Origin of the sequence: Streptomyces sp. NPDC051243 (assembly GCF_044455405.1) — a bacterium.
Taxonomy (GTDB): domain Bacteria; phylum Actinomycetota; class Actinomycetes; order Streptomycetales; family Streptomycetaceae; genus Streptomyces.
The window spans coordinates 20,303-36,158 of record NZ_JBITES010000025.1 but is presented as its reverse complement, the minus strand read 5'-3'; the positions used below and the strand labels follow the sequence as shown (position 1 = coordinate 36,158).

Below are 15,856 nucleotides of genomic sequence, written 5' to 3'. Positions count from 1 at the left end.
TGAATCCCTGCTCCCGCGCGCGGTCCCGGCTGAAGCTCATGGCGAATCCCTGCTCCCGCGCGCGGTCCCGGCTGAAGCTCATGGCGAATCCCCGCCCCCGCCCACGAGCCCGGCAGAAGCTCACAGTGAATCCCCGCCCCCGCCCCCGCCCCCGCACACGGACCTGGCAGAGGTTCACGGCCACCCTCCGCACGCGGGCCCGCCCCCATCCCCACTCACCGGTCCGAAAACCACCCGCCGCGAACTCCTCGGCTTCGCCACCGTCGGTCTCCTCGCCTACGCCGTCGACCTCGCGCTCTTCACCTGGCTCCGCGGCCCCGTCGCCCTCGGCCCCCTCACCGCCAAGACGCTCTCCTTCGTCGCCGGCTGCGCGGTCGCCTACGCCGGGAACGCCCTCGGCACCTACCGTCACACGCGTCCGAGAGGCCTGCGCCCCTGTGCCGTCTTCCTCGCGGTGAACGTCGCCGGGGCGGCCGTACAGCTGCTGTGTCTCACCGTGAGCCACTACGCCCTCGGCTTCACCTCCCGGCGTGCGGACATCGTCTCCGGGGCCGGCATCGGAATGGCGCTGGCTACTGTCGTGAGGTTTTGGGGCACTCGGACATTGGTCTTCCGCGTGGAGGGCAGAGTCGGATCATGGACTGGCTGAAGAAACTTCCCGGCGTCGGGCCCGCGGTGACCCGGCTGATGGCCACGCACGCGTGGCGGTCGTACGAGCGCATGGACCGGGTGAAGTGGACACGGCTGGCCGCCGCGATGACCTTCATCAGCTTCATCGCGCTCTTCCCGCTCCTGACGCTCGCCGCCGCGATCGCCGCCGCGACGCTCAGCCAGGAACAGCAGAACAAACTGGAGGACAAGCTCGCCGACCAGGTGCCCGGCATCTCCGACCAACTCGACATCGACGCCCTGGTGCAGAACGCCGGCACCGTCGGGCTCATCGCCGCCGCGCTCCTGCTGTTCACCGGCATCAGCTGGGTCGGCTCCATGCGCGAGTGTCTGCGCGCCGTGTGGGAGCTGCCCGACGAGGAGGAGAACCCGGTCCTGCGCAAGGCCAAGGACGCGGGCGTCCTGGTCGGCCTCGGCGGAGCCCTGCTCGCGACGATCGCCGCCTCCACGGTCGCCTCCGCCATGGTCGGCTGGATCACCCGGCAGCTCGGCATCGACGAGGGCGGCTGGGGCGGGATCCTGCTGCGCGTCGCCGCGTTCCTCGTCGCCGTACTCGCCGACTTCCTGCTCCTGCTCTACGTCCTGACCCTGCTGCCCGGCGTGGAACCGCCGCGCCGCCGGCTCATGGTGGCGGCGCTGATCGGCGCGATCGGGTTCGAGCTGCTGAAGCTGCTGCTCAGCGGCTATATGCAGGGCGTGGCCGCGAAGAGCATGTACGGCGCGTTCGGCGTGCCGGTCGCCCTGCTGCTGTGGATCAATTTCACCGCGAAGCTGGTGGTGTTCTGCGCCGCCTGGACGGCGACGCAGGGCAAGGACGTCGAACTCGCCGACGATTCCGCGAAGTCGGGCGACGAGTGCGGAAAGTCGGCCGGCGAGTCCCGGAAGCCGGCCGATGAGTCCGCAACGGAGTCAGTCGCCCGGCCCGGTGAAGCGGCCGACGCGTCCGAAGAATCGGCCGACGGCTCCGGGCGCTCGGAACCCATCGACGACTCCGGAGAATCGGCCGACGAGTCCCCGAAGCCCGGCGTCAGGAGCGGCCCCGACGGCGCACCAGGTCGGGCAGCGGCCACCGGCGGTTGATCAGGAACGCGCCCGCCGCGAGCAGCACCACCACCCCGCCGGTGATTCCGAGCGCGACCCCGATGCCGCTGGAGCCGCCGGCGGCCGAGGCGCCCACCGCCGACTTCGAGGTCTCCTTGCCGTCCCCGGTGCCACCGGCCTCCCCGGAGTCGTTGGCGCCGGGTTGCGCGCTTGCCTGGACCGCGCTCTTCGGCGGCACCAGCTCACCCACCGGCTGCACCTTGCCGGCCGCCTTGAAGCCCCAGTCGAAGAGCCTCGCGGTCTCCTTGTAGACCTCGTTGTGCTCGCTCTTCTCCGGGTTCATGACCGTGACGAGCAGCACCTTTCCGTCCCGCTCGGCCACACCGGTGAAGGTGGCTCCGGCGTTGGTGGTGTTGCCGTTCTTGACGCCCGCGATGCCCTGGTAGACCGGCACGTCGCTGTCGCCGGCCAGCAGCCGGTTGGTGTTCTGGATCTCGAAGGACCCGCGGACCGACTTGCCCTTCTTGTTCTTCGTCGTCTCGCCCGGGAACTTGGCGGTGACGGTCGAGCAGTACTCGCGGAAGTCCTTCTTCTGCAGCCCGGAACGGGCGATCAGGGTGAGGTCGTACGCCGACGAGACCTGGCCCGGCGCGTCGTAGCCGTCCGGAGACACCGCGTGGGTGTCGAGCGCCTGGAGCTCCTCGGCGTGCTCGTTCATCTCCTTCACGGTGTTCTCGATCCCGCCGTTCATCTTCGACAGGACGTGCACGGCGTCGTTGCCGGAGCGCAGGAAGACCCCGAGCCACAGGTCGTGGACGGAGTACGTCTCGCCCTCCTTTATCCCGACCATGCTGGAGCCGGAACCGATGTCGGCCAGGTCGGACGGGACGACCTTGTGCTTCATGGTCTTCGGGAACTTCGGCAGCACCGTGTCGGCGAACAGCATCTTCATGGTGCTCGCGGGCGCCAGCCGCCAGTGCGAGTTGTGCGCGGCGAGCACCTCGCCGGACTCGGCGTCGGCGACGATCCAGGAGCGCGCGGTCACGTCCTTCGGCAGCACGGGGACGCCGCTCGCGAGGTTCACCTGGGTCCCGGGACGCCCCAGCCGCTCGCCGCCCACGGTCGACATGCCGGCCGGGGGAGTGGCCGACGGGCTCGTACTCGGTGACGGCTTGGGAGCCGCGTGGGAGACGGGCGCGGTCAGCGCGAGGGACGACAGGACGGCGGAAGTGACCAGCAGGGATCGCCTGGCGGTCTTCTTGGGTGCGGGCACGACGGAGAAAGTACATGCCGTTCCCATGGAAGTCCCGCTTCCGTCCCCACCCCGCTCGGGGAGCCGGACGCGCAGCGGTGATACTGAACTCATGAAGCTCAGCCGCCCCGTCTCCTGGTTCCTGCTCGCCTTCGGGGTGTGGAGCTGGGTCATCTGGGTCACTTTCGTCAAAAACCTGATCAAGGACAGCAGCGGGCTCGCCTTCGACGACGGTCACCCGACGGCGTACTTCTGGGTGCATCTGCTGCTGGCTGTCGTCTCCTTCGTATTGGGGACGGTCATCGGGGTCATCGGGTTGCGTGGAGTGCGCGCACTGCGCCGGACGCCATAGGAACTCGGCCACGACCCGGGACGTTCACTCAGCACGCAAGGGAAAGGGAACGTCGGCGTGGTCATCGTCTTCGCGCTTGTCGCACTGCTCGTGCTGTCCGTCCTGGTGGCGGGCAACTGGTGGGTGTGGCGTCGTCTGTTCCGCGACACCACGCGCGGGCCCGGGTTCGTGCGCCGGGCGGGTGTGGTGGTGATCGCCGGTGGCTGGGCGCTGACGGTCGGGGCCTTCGTCGCCGAACGCGCGGGCGCCCCCTTCCGGCTCCAGCAGGTCCTGGCATGGCCGGGCTTCCTGTGGCTGGCCCTGTCGATATACCTGCTGCTGGGTGTGCTGGCGGGTGAACTCGTACGGCCGCTGCTGCGGCGCCGGCTCGAGCGGCGGACGCGTGCCGAGGAAGCCGTACGGGAGCCGGAGCCGGATCCGGTACCGGCGGGAGTGACGGTGGCCACACCCGCCGCCGGGGCCTCCGTCGCGTCGACCACCACGACTGCCACCACGACTACTGCCACGACTACCGCCACGTCGCCCGCCACCGAGCCGACCGAGAACCAGACGCTCCCGACCACGCCCGACGAGACGTCGTCCACCAAGCCCACCCCGGCCCCCACCGCCTCCCCCGCCCCCAGCCCCGGCTCCACCGACCCGTCCCGCCCCCTCGCCACCCCCACCCGCCGCCTCTTCGTCTCCCGAGTCGTCGCCGGCGCCGTCGCCACCGCCGCCGTCGGCACGGTCGGCTACGGCACCTACGGCGTCCTGCGCGGCCCGAAGGTGAAGCGGGTCACCGTCCCGCTGGCCAAGCTCCCGCGCGCGGCGCACGGTTACCGCATCGCGGTCGTCAGCGACGTCCACCTGGGGCCCGTTCTCGGCCGCGGCTTCGCCCAGAAGGTCGTCGACACGATCAACGGCACCCAGCCCGACCTCATCGCGGTGGTCGGCGACCTGGTGGACGGCAGCGTGAAGGACCTCGGCCCGGCGGCGGCCCCGCTCGCCCGACTCCGCGCCAGACAGGGGGCGTTCTTCGTCACCGGCAACCACGAGTACTTCTCGGGGGCCGAGCAGTGGGTCGAGGAGGTACGCCGCCTTGGCCTGCGTCCGCTGGAGAACGCCCGCACCGAACTGCCCCACTTCGACCTGGCCGGTGTCAACGACGTCGCGGGCGAGAGCGAGGGCCAGGGCCCCGACTTCGCCAAGGCCCTCGGCGACCGGGACAGAGCACGCGCGTGCGTGCTCCTCGCCCACCAGCCGGTCCAGATCCATGACGCCGTCGACCACGGCGTCGACCTCCAGCTCTCCGGCCACACCCACGGCGGCCAGCTGTGGCCCGGCAACCTGATCGCCGACCTGGCGAACCCGACCCTGGCCGGCCTGGAGCGCTACGGCGACACCCAGTTGTATGTCAGCCGGGGCGCGGGAGCCTGGGGACCGCCGACGCGCGTGGGCGCCCCGTCGGACATCACGGTGATCGAGCTGGCGTCCCGTCAGGCCTGACGAGCGGGCCCCGAAGCCCGCCCGGGCGTCGGCCCGATGCCGACCCCGACGCCCGCCCCGAACGGCCGTACGGCCACAGGCCCCCTTTCTGTGAACAGCCTGTGAAACCCGCTGGAAACGCCCGTAGGTAAGTTCTTTCCCATGTCACCAGAATTCCCTTCCCCCCGCTGAAACGCCTGTGATTAGGTGTGCGCGCCACCAAGGGGAGTGGCGCAATCCATTGCTCATGCGGGGGCCCGTCGAGGGCCTGGGGAGAGGGCACCCATGCGTTCGGTTCGCATGCGGATTCTCGCGACGCTGCTCGTGCTGGCGGCCGTGGGAGTGGGCGGCTGGCAGTTGCTGCCGTCGCGGGACGACCAGAACAGGACCATCACGGTCGGCACGACGGACGCCGTCACGTCGCTCGACCCGGCCGGAGCCTACGACGCCGGGTCCTGGGCGCTGTTCAACAACGTGTTCCAGTCACTGCTGACCTTCGAACCGGGCGGCGTCACACCCGTGCCGGACGCGGCGGAGAACTGCGGATTCGTCGGCACCGACCTGAGCACCTACCGCTGCGAGCTGCGCGACGGCCTCACCTTCCCGAGCGGCCGCGTCATGACCGCGCAGGACGTCAAGTACTCCTTCGACCGGGTCAAGCGGATCAAGTCGAACGTCGGCCCGTCCTCCCTGCTGGACACGCTCGGCTCGGTGACTGCGAGCGGCCGTACGGTCACCTTCCGGCTGTCGTCGCCCGACGCCACGTTCCCGCTCAAGGTGGCCACCGGGGCGGGCTCCATCGTCGACCGTGAGAAGTACCCGGCGGACGCGCTGCGCACTGACAACGCTGTCGACGGCACCGGCCCGTACACCCTGACCACGTACACGAGGGACAAGAAGGCCGTCCTCGCTCCCAACTCGCACTACCGGGGCGCCCTCGACGGCACCGGCCGCCCCGTCGAACTGCGCTACTACCCGGACTCCGACGCCCTGGCCGGCGCCTGGAAGGAGAAGCGGATCGACGTCGCCACGCGCACGCTGCCGCCCGAGGTCCTCGCCGGCCTGAACGCCGCCGACCCCGGCCAGCGAGTCTCCGTGGCCGACAGCGCCGAGATCCGCAACCTGTACCTCAACACCCGCGAGGGCTCGCCCCTGCACGACACCCGCGTCCGCCGGGCGATGGCCTGGCTGATCGACCGCGACAAGCTGGCGGCCACGGTGTACAAGGGCACCGTCGACCCGCTGTACTCACTGATCCCGACCGGCATCACCGGCCACACGACATCGTTCTTCGACAGCTATCCCCAGCTCAGCACCGCCAAGGCGCGCGCGCTGCTCACCGCCGCCGGCGCCAGCCTGCCCGTCCGCCTCACCTACGGCTACGCCACCGGCCGGGGCGCCGCGAGCGCCGAGGAAGCCGCCGAGGTGAAGCGGCAGTTGGAGGCCGGCGGGCTGTTCAAGGTGACGGTCAAGGGCTACGAGTGGACCGACTTCCAGAAGCGCTGGGCGGGCGGCAAGCTCGACGCGTACGCCGTCGGCTGGGTCGCCGACTTCCCCGACCCGGACACCTACGGCGGCCCGCTCGTCGGCAGCAACGGAACCATGAGCACCGGCTACCGCAACCGAACGGTGGACCGGCTGATCACGGCCAGCCAGCAGTACGCCGACCGCAGTGAGGCCACGCGGGACTTCCGCTCGGTGCAGGAGGCCGTCGCCCGCGATGTCCCCGTCATCCCGCTGTGGCAGGCCAAGGAGTACGTCGTCACCAGCGAGAACGTCGGCGGTGGCCAGTACCTGTCCGACGGCACGGGTGTCTTCCGCCTCTGGCGTCTCAACTGGATCTGACGCGATCTCGCGGCCTTGACAGTCCATGCGGTGGTGCCAGGGTGCCACTCGGCGCTGCACCATGTGACGGAGGTGTGCGCGGGGTGAGGAGCAAACGTGTTGAGACGCAACGCCTTTCGGCTGCCCCGGCACCCGGCGTCGGTCGGACTCGCCCGGCGCCGGGTCCGGGACCACCTGGCCGACTGGGGGCACGGACCGCGGGATCCGGCACTGGAGGACGCGGTGCTGCTCGTCTCGGAGCTGGCCACCAACGTCGTACGCCACGGCCCTCTCCTGGAGCGCGAGTTCGAGGTCGCCGTGACCGCGCTCGCCGACGGTTCCTGCCTGATCGAGGTGTCGGACGAGGGTCGGCTGGAGCCCCGGTTACGGGTGGTGGAGGAGTGGGAGGAGGCCGGCCGCGGCCTGCACCTGGTGGAACACCTGGCCGCGGCGTGGGGGGTGTGGAGCCGGGGGCGCCATGGGAAGACGGTCTGGGCGCTGATACTCGCCAACGCCGCGGCCGACAACTGAGCGGCCGTGAGGTGGTTATGACCGTGAAGGCGTCCCGGCCGGCAGTGTCACCGTCACCGCCAGCCCTTCACCCGGAGCCGTCCGCACCGTGACGTCCCCGCCGTGCGCCTCCACCACCCCCTGCACGATCGCCATCCCCAGCCCGCTGCCCGCGCCCCCGCCGGCCCGGAAGAACCGGTCGAAGACGCGCGCCGCGTCCTCCTCGCACAGCCCCGGCCCCTTGTCCTCGACACACAGCCGTACGACGCCGTCCGCGCGCTCCACCCCGAGCCGCACCGGCACGTCGGCGGGCGTGTGCGTGCGGACGTTGCTCAGCAGGTTGCCCAGGACCTGGCGCAGACCCGACTCGTCGGCCCGCACGAGCAGCGTGCCGTCCGCGCCGACCGTGATGGGCCGCTCCGGCTGCTGTGCCCGCAGATCCTCGGCGGCGTCACGCACCAGGCGGCTCAAGTCGACGTTTCTGAAGCGCAGTTCGGGCCGCTGGTCGAGGCGGGCGAGGGTGAGCAGTTCGTCGACGAGGCGCCCCATGCGGTCGACCTCGCCGTTCATCCGGTCCCAGGCCCGCTTGCGCTCGGCCGGTTCCGTCAGCATCCCCTTGTCGTACAGCTGGAGGTAGCCGCGTATCGCGGACAGCGGGGTGCGCAGCTCGTGCGAGGCGTCGCCGACGAAGCGGCGCAGCTGGGCCGCGCTGCGCTCGCGCGTGCGGTACGCCGACTCCACCTGGTGGAGCATGGAGTTGAGGGCGACCCGGAGCTGCTCGACCTCCAGGGTGGGGTCGCGGCTGGAGGGGACGCGCCGGGTCAGATCGCCCTCGGCGATCGCCGACGACGTCTCCACCATGTCCTCCAGCGGCCGCATCCGGCGGCGCACGCCGATCATGGTCATCCAGCCGAGCAGCGCCAGCAGCAGGGTGCCGACGGCCAGGTCCATCCTCAGGGCCTTGCCCATGCCCTCGTGCAGGCCCTCGGTCGGCATGGCGATCAGCACGACGGTGCCGTCCGCCAGCCGCGCGCCGGCCATCCGGTAGCGGTCGCCCTCGACCCGTACGTCCCGCGGCTCCTCGTCGGCGGCGAGGGCGACCGGGTCGCTCGTGGCGGCGGCGAGCGCGTGCTGGCGCGGTGTGGGCTCCAGCGGGCCGAGGGCCGCCGGCCGTCCGGCGGAGTCGACCGCGACGTACACCATGGTCGGGCTCGGCAGCGGATCCGTGTCCGTGGCTCCGTCGCCGTTGAACTTGTCCAGGGCTATGCCCAGTTCGCTCAGCGACTCGATCTGCCGCAGCGTGAACCCGGCGTTCCGCAGTGTCGTGCGCGCGTTCTTCAGTTCGCTGTCGACCTTGTCGAGCAGATAGAACCGCGCGGTCATCAGGCTGACCGCGGTCGCGACGACGATGCCGACGGCCAGCAGCGCCACGTTCGCCAGCGTCAGCTTGCCGCGCAGTGAGTGGATGCCGCGCCGGCGCTGAAACCCCTCGAGGATCCTCAAGGCCCTCATGCCAGCCCGTATCCGACGCCCCGCCGGGTGGTGATCACCGGCGGTCCCAGGGCGTCCAGTTTGCGTCGCAGATAGCTGATGTAGGTCTCCACGACGGTCGACTCGGGCGGCGTGTGCTCGTACTGCCAGACATGGCGCAGGAGTTGCTCCTTGGGCACGATCCGGCCGCCGTTGCGCACCAGGAAGCGCAGCAGGGCGTACTCGGTCGGGGTGAGCTCGACGGTGCGGCCCGCGCGGCGCACCGAGTACGTCGTCTCGTCCAGCTCCAGATCGCCGTACCGCAGCGGCGGCTGCTGCGGCAGCACGTCGGCCGGCCGGGTGCGGCGCAGCACCGCCGTGATCCTCGCCACGACCTCGTCGATGTTGAACGGCTTGGTGATGTAGTCGTCGCCGAAGCCGAGGGCACCGACGATCTCGGCGGGCGAGTCGCGCGCGGTGAGGAAGACGAGCGCCAGGTCGGGGCGGCGCTCGCGCAGTTCACGGCCGAGGGCCCGGCCGTCGCCGTCCGGGAGCATGACGTCGAGCAGCGCGACGTCGGGCCTGGTGCGCTCGGCGAGGGAGAGCGCCTCGCGGACGGTGCCCGCGACCATGACCTCGAAGCTGTGGTAGCGCAGGGCGATGGCGAGGACGTCCGCGATGGACTCCTCGTCCTCCACCACCAGCACGGTGCCTGAAGCCGTCGTCATGCCCCCAGTATCGGCGGGGCCACTGACAACCGGGTGGGCCGGCCGCTTTGGAGTTCCTTGAGAGTCATGGCCGTCGCCCGCCACGCGCGCGTGCCGCCGCCGATCCTGTTGCCCAGGACCTGGGGGACCGACCGAAACCGAATAAGGAGCGTTGAGCGTGGCTGCATTGGCACGGTGGTGCTATCGGCACCGGCTGGTGGTCCTGTTGCTGTGGGTGGGGGCACTGTTCGGCCTGGGCGCGGCGAGTTCGGCCGCCGGCACGAACTACGCGAACGTCTTCTCCCTCCCCGACACGGACTCCGCGACCGCGTACGACCTGATGGAGAAGGCCTTCCCGGAGCGCGCGGGCGACACCGACACGGTGGTGTGGAAGGTGGACGAGGGCTCCGTACGGGACGAGTCCGTACGGTCCCGGATCGCGCCCGCGCTTCAGGATATCGGGCGGATGAAGGGGGTCGGTGAGGTCACCGACCCGTACGCGGCCCAGGGAGCCGCGCAGATCAGCCGGGACGGGCGGATCGCCTACGCCCAGATCACCTTCACCGATCAGGCGAACGCCATCCCCACGGAGCTGATCGAGGACGTCGTCGACACGGCGCAGGCCGCGGAACAGGGCGGACTCCAGGTCGAGCTGGGCGGCCAGGCCATCGCCCGCACGCAGGAGCCGCCGCAGGGCATCGCGGAGGCCGTCGGCATCCTCGCGGCGGCGATCGTGCTGTTCCTCGCCTTCGGCTCGCTGTTCGCGATGCTGCTGCCGATCGTCGTGGCCATCGCCGGCGTCGGCACCGGCCTGATCGGGACGATGCTGCTCAGCCATGTCACGGACGTGCCCGAAGTGGCCCCGCTGCTCGGCTCGCTGATCGGTCTGGGCGTCGGCATCGACTACGCCCTGTTCATCGTCACCCGGCACCGGCGCGGGATCCTGCGCGGCATGAAGCCGGAGGAGGCGGCCGTGACGGCCCTCAACACCTCCGGCCGGGCGGTGCTGTTCGCGGGCGGCACGGTCTGCATCGCGCTCGCCGGCATGCTGGTGATGAACATGCGGTTCCTGGACGGCGTGGTCGTCGCGACCTCGCTCACGGTCGTCCTGAGCGTGCTGGCCGCGATCACCCTGCTGCCCGCCCTCCTGGGCCTGCTCGGCATGCGGGTCCTCAGCCGCCGGCAGCGGCGCCGGCTCGCCGCGGCGGGACCGGAGCCGGAGGAGACGAGCGGTCTCGCGGCGCGCTGGTCGTCGTACGTCCAAAAGCGCCCGCGCCCGGTCGCCGCGCTGGCCGTCGTCGTCATGGCGGTCCTCGCGATCCCCGTGCTGTCGCTCCGCCTCGGCGCCACCGACCAGGGCAACCACCAGGAGTCGACCACCACCCGTCAGGCCTACGACCTGCTCGCCGAAGGCTTCGGACCCGGATTCAACGGCCCGCTGCAGGTGGTCGTCGAGGGCGACGCCCCCGCCGGCCTGGTGAACGAGATCAGGTCGACCGAGGGCGTCGCCCAGGTGGCCGCCGTCCCGCCCGCGAACGGCGTCACGGTCATCCAGGTCGTACCGACGACATCACCCCAGGCCGAGCAGACCGACCGGCTGATCGACCGCCTGCGCGACGACGTGATCCCGCAGTCGGGCACCGAGGCCCATGTGGGCGGCGTGACGGCGGTCTTCAAGGACTTCGCCTCCGTGACCGGCGAACGCCTGCCCTACTTCATCGCGACGATCATCGCGCTCGGCTTCCTGCTCCTCCTGGTCGCCTTCCGCTCGCTGGTGGTGCCGCTGACCGCCGCGCTGATGAACCTCATCGCGGCCGCCGCGTCGTTCGGCGTCCTGGTGGCGATCTTCCAGTGGGGCTGGGGGACGGAGCTGATCGGCGTGGGCAAGGAGGGCCCGATCACGTCCTTCCTGCCGGTCATCATGCTGTCCCTGCTGTTCGGCCTCTCCATGGACTACCAGGTGTTCCTGGTGAGCCGCATGCACGAGGAGTGGGTGCACACGAAGGACAACGCGCGCGCGGTGCGCGTCGGTCTCGCGGAGACCAGCCGGGTCATCAACTCGGCCGCCCTGATCATGATCTGTGTGTTCAGCGCGTTCGTGCTGAGCGGCGACATGGAGGGCGCGATGGCGGGCATCGGTCTGGCGGCCGCAGTCGCCCTGGACGCCTTCATCCTGCGTACGGCCCTGGTGCCGGCCGCGATGCACATGCTCGGCAAGGTCAACTGGTGGCTGCCGGACTGGCTGGAGAAGCGGCTGCCGCATCTCGCGGTCGAGCCGAAGGAGGAGACGGCGGTGGTGGACGCCGAGGAGGGACCGGTCGTGGCGGGCAGCTCCTCGGTCGTCCACGGCTTCATCCGCACCGCCGACGGTGAGCCGGTCGACGGCGCGTCCGTGACGCTGCTGACGAAGGGCGGCCGTCAGCTGGACCGGGTGACGTCCCTGGCCGACGGCTCGTACATCGTCTCGGTGCCGGCTCCGGGGACGTATCTGCTGGCGACGACGGCCGAGTCGTACGGCTCCCGGGCGGGGCAGGTGGTCGTGGCGGACGGGCCGCTGGTGTACGACGTGGAGCTGGCCGAGGGGGAGGTGGACGCCGTCAACTGAGCGTCGGCGCAGGAGGTCTCAGGGGCGCTCGTGCTCAGCGGGCGCCCCCTTGCCGGTGGCGCCCCTGTCCCCTTTCCCGACCTTCTCCCCCTTCTCCCCCTTCTCCGTTTTCTCCGCCTTCTTCTTGGCCGGATCCGGAATGGCGTTCGTCATCCCCGGCAGGAAGTCCGTGAACAGCTCGTGCACCTCGCGCACCAACGGCCGCAGCACCCGGAACCTCGCCAGCGAGACACCCCGCGCGGTCAGCCGGGCACCCCGTTCGGCGAGCCGGTAGCTGCGCTCGCGGCCCTCGGTCCGGTCGAAGACCCAGTACAGGACGAGCCCCATCTGGGACAGCCACATCAACTCCGGCAGCACGTCCCGGAGCTCCTCGGGCACCTTGGTCTTCGTCGCGCCCGCCAGCACCTGCCGATGGACGCTGATGGCCTCCACGCGCGCGTGCTCCGACTCGGGCGAGAAGGGGCTGAGCGGGCTGTCGGGATCGGCGGCGTTCTTGAAGAACTGCACCGCGAACTCGTGGTACGGCGTGGCGATGTCCAGCCACACCTTCAGCACGCCCGCGAGCCGCGCCTCCAGATCGGTCTCACGGGCCAGGACCTCCCGGACCGCCGCCTGGTGCTCGGCGGCGATCCGGTCGTAGAAGCCCTGGATCAGGTGTTCCTTGCCCGCGAAGTAGTAGTACGCGTTTCCGACGGAGACCCCGGCCTCCTGGGCGATCGCCCGCATCGTCGTCTTGTCGTAGCCCCGCTCCTGGAACAGCCGCATGGCGGTTTCCAGGATCAGCGCGCGGGTCTGCTCGGACTTGCTGGGCGCATCGCCCTGTTCAGGGCTGTCGTTCTTCGAGGACACGGAACCAGAGCCTAACGAGTGCCTTTTCCGCCCAGCGTCAGGAGGCCTGTGCCGTCTGGTACAGGTTCTGGGCGTCGGCGCCGAAGTACGGGCCGTACATCCGGTTCGGCAGGAAGTTGTACTTGAAGCTGTTCACCGAGGACAGCAGGCCGGTGCCCGTGGACTCGTTGAACTGCGTGAACCAGGGGCCACCGCTGGACCCACCGGTCATGTTGCAGTTCATCCCGTGGTCGTTGGAGAGCAGGAAGTCGCGGTTGGTGTTGCCGCTGCAGTAGATGAACTTCTCGCCGTCGTACGGGGCGGCGGCCGGGAAGCCGAAGGCGTACATGCGCAGGTTGTAGCCGGTGTTGAAGGCCAGCCCCTGCCCGCCGACGACGTCCGTCAGCAGCTTGCCGTCCAGCGGGGCGACGACGGCCGCGCCGACGTCGTAGTTGATGTCCTCGCTCGCCGTCCACTGCGGTGTGGACAGCGTCTTCGACGCGGTCCAGCGGCCGTAGGGGGCCTGCCCGTCGTGGTAGCCGGGCACGAAGACCCAGTTGGTGTGCCAGGCGCCCTCCAGCTTCACGCAGTGGCCGGCCGTGATGACGGTGCTCTTGTTGGCGCTGGTGACGGCGTTGCCGGAACAGGACGCCGTACGTCCCTGGTAGGTGAAGAACACACGGCCCGCCGTGGAGACGACGGCACCGCCGCCGGTCCACTGACCGCCGCTGTTCGGGAAGGCCATCAGACCGATGTCGGCGGCGGCCTTGCCGACCTTCGCGGCCGGTGCGGTGGGCGCGACGGTGGTCGCCGTGCCCTTGAGGGGTGCCGAGCCGCCGTCGATCCGGCCGTTGACGCTCACCAGGTCGAGCGGGGTGGCCTCGCGCATCCGTTCCGCTGTCCAGAAGTCGCGGGCCTGCTGCTGCGCGCCGGCCGAGAACGGGCTGACGCCGTTCGCCGTGACGGGCTTCGGAGCGGCGCCCGCGGGAGTGGCCAGGGCACCGGCGGTGAGCAGCGCGGTGACGCCGACCAGAGCGCCGAGGAAGGGACGGGGTATCCGGGTGACGGCGGGTATGCCTCTCACGCGTACTCCTTCTGCGATGGGGGGACCGGGCGACCGGGTGGGCCGCCCGGCTGACAGACAGTCGGTGCGAGTGCGGAGTGGAGAACCGGGAGGCAGCGTGCCAACCCGAGCACCGTTTTGGAAGGGCGCATGCCAAAACGGAGTCGGAAAGCGGGGCATTCAGGAGGGATCGGGCTGCGTGGCGCATGTGTCCGCGTCGCAGCCCGGCGGGTTGTACGTCCAGCCCCGACTCGGGTCGTACGACCACCCCTCCGAGCTCCGATAGACCCGCCCGCCCCACTGGGCCCCGCCCCTCCGTGTCTCCTGCACCCCCTGTGGCCACGGCGCCCCGCGCCACTTGGCGGCGGCGAGCGCGGCCCCCTTGGCGAGCCGCGCCCCCGACGGAGTGCTGAGGCGATGGGCCAGCGGCCGGTGCTCACGCAGGGCCCACAGGGTGACGATCCAGGCGGCGGAACCCCGGTACACCTGCCCGGCGTCACCGACGACGGTGATCTCGTCGAGCGTGGCGCCGTGGTCGAGGTCGGGGTGGCGCCGGCGGGCCTCCTCGGATCCGGCCGGCACCAGCTCCAGCGGCACCAGCTTGGGCTGCTTCACGAGCCAGTCGCGCACGAAGGTGCACACCGAGCACCCGGCGTCGTAGAGGACCGTCAGCCGGTGGACCGGGGTGGCGGGCCGGGGGCTCGGGGTGTGTGCCCCGGCGGGCACGGGGCTCTTGGCGCCGTGCCCGCCGGTCGTGACGGCGTCCGTCCTGCCGGTCACGGGGTCACGCCCCGGCCGACGGGGCGACCCAGTTCTGCGGGGCGACCGGAGGCACCTGCTCCCGCTCCATCACCCCACGCCGCCGGATCTTGTTGAGGACGTAGACGTTGCCGAGGTGCATCACGCCGAGCACCAGCAGCACCACGCCGAGCTTGGTCGACAGGGCCTCGAAGACCCCGCGTGCGTCGACGACGGTGTCGTCGTCGCCCAGGTACAGCGCGACGAAGCCGAGGTTGACGAGGTAGAAGCCGACCACCAGAAGGTGGTTCACGGCGTCCGCGAGCTTCTCGTTCCCGCGCAGGACGTCGGCGAGGAAGATCCGTCCGTTGCGGCTGAGTGTGCGGGCCACCCAGACGGTGAGGGCGATGCTGACGACCAGGTAGATGACGTAGGCGATGACCGTGCGGTCCATGGCCTGCCCCCTTCTTGAACGCGTTCAAAACGCTGACAGGGATGACTGTAGGCCCCGCCTTTGAACATGTTCAACTCAATCGGGTGAGGCCTCCGTCACGTCCGCGCCGGAGCCGGCGTCACGGCCTGCGGCCGAGCTCCCGCCGCTTGGAGTAGTCCGTGAACCCGATGACGTTCCCCCAGGGGTCGGCGATCTCGACGGTCCAGCCGGTGGTCACGGAGAAGGGCTCGTCGAGCGGCACGATGCCCGCCCCGGCCAGCACCCGCGCGGCGGCCCGCGCGTCCGGCACCTCCAGCCACACCCGCGGGTGCAGCCAGGGGGGCTGCCGGTGCGCCAGCGTCTCCTCGTGCCGCAGCAGGATCCCGGGCATCTCGCCCCCGACCTTCAGCAGCGCGATCCCGGCCTCGTCGAGCCGGAACCCGACCGCGAATCCGGCACGCTCGTAGAACCGGACGGCCTCGCCGAGGTCGCCGACCGGCAGCAGCACGTTGTCGAACCCGAGCAGCTCGTACGACTCTTCATCTGACATACCGTCAGAGTAAGGGGATGATCGGCCGGAACCGGTGATTGTCAGTGGTGGCTCGTACTGTCGTCGTCATGGGAATCGCCGACGAGCGGCTCAGCGCGCGCGAGTTGATCCGGCGGCGGGCTCGATGCGGCCGGCGGCACGAAGATCACGGACCCCACGTTCCTGAGCCGGCTGTGAACAGGGCCGGCCGAGGGCCTCGGTCGACCTCAGGAGGCGCAGCCGCCGACCCTCCGTACGCCGACTGCGATGTCGTCCAGCCGGATGCCGTACGACGACGGTGTCGGGTCGGCCTGGTGCAACTGCCAGCCCAGCTTCAGCTTGTCGAAGGCCGGGAAGGTGAAAGGGGCGGA

Annotated in this window: 15 protein-coding genes; 7 read left to right on the top strand and 8 right to left on the bottom strand. The window is 70.7% G+C overall.

Annotated features, from left to right (window positions below; translation table 11 throughout):
* Positions 1-163 precede the first annotated feature (163 nt).
* Positions 164-649, top strand: a complete 486-nt coding sequence (locus tag ACIBAG_RS42780) for a GtrA family protein (RefSeq protein WP_399113293.1) — start codon at positions 164-166, stop codon at positions 647-649.
* Positions 637-1,749 carry a YhjD/YihY/BrkB family envelope integrity protein gene (locus ACIBAG_RS42775; RefSeq protein ID WP_399113155.1) on the top strand — a complete coding sequence of 371 codons (1,113 nt, stop codon included), beginning with the start codon at positions 637-639 and terminating at the stop codon, positions 1,747-1,749. The genes ACIBAG_RS42780 and ACIBAG_RS42775 overlap by 13 nt, the downstream gene beginning before the upstream one ends.
* Here the strand turns inward: ACIBAG_RS42775 and ACIBAG_RS42770 are convergent.
* Positions 1,697-2,983 carry a D-alanyl-D-alanine carboxypeptidase family protein gene (locus tag ACIBAG_RS42770; RefSeq protein ID WP_399113154.1) on the bottom strand — a complete coding sequence of 429 codons (1,287 nt, stop codon included), beginning with the start codon at positions 2,981-2,983 and terminating at the stop codon, positions 1,697-1,699. The two genes, ACIBAG_RS42775 and ACIBAG_RS42770, sit on opposite strands and share 53 nt — an antisense overlap.
* A gap of 91 nt (positions 2,984-3,074) precedes the next feature.
* On the opposite strand from ACIBAG_RS42770, the gene ACIBAG_RS42765 reads away from it, so the two are divergent.
* The 4 genes from ACIBAG_RS42765 to ACIBAG_RS42750 all read left to right on the top strand — a co-directional run bounded on the left by ACIBAG_RS42765 (position 3,075) and on the right by ACIBAG_RS42750 (position 7,133).
* A complete protein-coding gene (locus tag ACIBAG_RS42765; RefSeq protein ID WP_031477638.1) occupies positions 3,075-3,314 on the top strand; it encodes an SCO4848 family membrane protein in 240 nt (79 codons plus the stop codon).
* 57 nt (positions 3,315-3,371) lie between these two features.
* Complete coding sequence (locus ACIBAG_RS42760) at positions 3,372-4,799, top strand: metallophosphoesterase (protein ID WP_399113152.1); 1,428 nt, start codon at positions 3,372-3,374, stop codon at positions 4,797-4,799.
* Positions 4,800-5,063: 264 nt separating this feature from the next.
* Positions 5,064-6,623 carry an ABC transporter substrate-binding protein gene (locus ACIBAG_RS42755; protein ID WP_399113150.1) on the top strand — a complete coding sequence of 520 codons (1,560 nt, stop codon included), beginning with the start codon at positions 5,064-5,066 and terminating at the stop codon, positions 6,621-6,623.
* Between the two features lie 96 nt (positions 6,624-6,719).
* Complete coding sequence (locus tag ACIBAG_RS42750) at positions 6,720-7,133, top strand: ATP-binding protein (protein WP_399113148.1); 414 nt, start codon at positions 6,720-6,722, stop codon at positions 7,131-7,133.
* 15 nt (positions 7,134-7,148) lie between these two features.
* Here ACIBAG_RS42750 and ACIBAG_RS42745 read toward each other — a convergent pair whose 3' ends face one another.
* Together ACIBAG_RS42745 and ACIBAG_RS42740 are read right to left on the bottom strand one after the other, a co-directional pair.
* Entirely contained in the window at positions 7,149-8,615 is a 1,467-nt protein-coding gene (locus ACIBAG_RS42745) for an ATP-binding protein (RefSeq protein WP_399113146.1), read from the bottom strand.
* A gap of 5 nt (positions 8,616-8,620) precedes the next feature.
* Complete coding sequence (locus ACIBAG_RS42740; RefSeq protein ID WP_399113144.1) at positions 8,621-9,310, bottom strand: response regulator transcription factor; 690 nt, start codon at positions 9,308-9,310, stop codon at positions 8,621-8,623.
* Between the two features lie 166 nt (positions 9,311-9,476).
* On the opposite strand from ACIBAG_RS42740, the gene ACIBAG_RS42735 reads away from it, so the two are divergent.
* On the top strand, positions 9,477-11,894 hold the full coding sequence (locus tag ACIBAG_RS42735; protein ID WP_399113291.1) for an MMPL family transporter: 2,418 nt from the start codon (positions 9,477-9,479) through the stop codon (positions 11,892-11,894).
* Positions 11,895-11,912: 18 nt separating this feature from the next.
* Here the strand turns inward: ACIBAG_RS42735 and ACIBAG_RS42730 are convergent, their stop codons facing one another.
* The 5 genes from ACIBAG_RS42730 to ACIBAG_RS42710 all read right to left on the bottom strand — a co-directional run bounded on the left by ACIBAG_RS42730 (position 11,913) and on the right by ACIBAG_RS42710 (position 15,506).
* Positions 11,913-12,743, bottom strand: coding sequence for a TetR/AcrR family transcriptional regulator (locus tag ACIBAG_RS42730; RefSeq protein ID WP_399113142.1), 831 nt, complete (start codon positions 12,741-12,743; stop codon positions 11,913-11,915).
* Between the two features lie 37 nt (positions 12,744-12,780).
* Positions 12,781-13,806, bottom strand: a complete 1,026-nt coding sequence (locus ACIBAG_RS42725; RefSeq protein WP_399113141.1) for a trypsin-like serine peptidase — start codon at positions 13,804-13,806, stop codon at positions 12,781-12,783.
* 159 nt (positions 13,807-13,965) lie between these two features.
* Entirely contained in the window at positions 13,966-14,511 is a 546-nt protein-coding gene (locus tag ACIBAG_RS42720) for a DCC1-like thiol-disulfide oxidoreductase family protein (RefSeq protein WP_399113289.1), read from the bottom strand.
* A 58-nt stretch (positions 14,512-14,569) separates the two neighbouring features.
* Complete coding sequence (locus ACIBAG_RS42715; RefSeq protein ID WP_031477656.1) at positions 14,570-14,977, bottom strand: hypothetical protein; 408 nt, start codon at positions 14,975-14,977, stop codon at positions 14,570-14,572.
* Positions 14,978-15,095: 118 nt separating this feature from the next.
* Positions 15,096-15,506: a VOC family protein gene (locus tag ACIBAG_RS42710; RefSeq protein ID WP_399113139.1), complete on the bottom strand. Its 411-nt coding sequence runs from the start codon at positions 15,504-15,506 to the stop codon at positions 15,096-15,098.
* Positions 15,507-15,856 lie beyond the last annotated feature (350 nt).

Excerpts from the sequence above, each read along its gene's own strand:
- ACIBAG_RS42710 (WP_399113139.1), bottom strand. The coding sequence starts at position 15,506 with ATGTCAGATGAAGAGTCGTACGAGCTGCTCGGGTTCGACAACGTGCTG.
- ACIBAG_RS42740 (WP_399113144.1), bottom strand. The coding sequence starts at position 9,310 with ATGACGACGGCTTCAGGCACCGTGCTGGTGGTGGAGGACGAGGAGTCC.
- ACIBAG_RS42715 (WP_031477656.1), bottom strand. The coding sequence starts at position 14,977 with ATGGACCGCACGGTCATCGCCTACGTCATCTACCTGGTCGTCAGCATC.
- ACIBAG_RS42775 (WP_399113155.1), top strand. The coding sequence starts at position 637 with ATGGACTGGCTGAAGAAACTTCCCGGCGTCGGGCCCGCGGTGACCCGG.
- ACIBAG_RS42765 (WP_031477638.1), top strand. The coding sequence starts at position 3,075 with ATGAAGCTCAGCCGCCCCGTCTCCTGGTTCCTGCTCGCCTTCGGGGTG.
- ACIBAG_RS42755 (WP_399113150.1), top strand. The coding sequence starts at position 5,064 with ATGCGTTCGGTTCGCATGCGGATTCTCGCGACGCTGCTCGTGCTGGCG.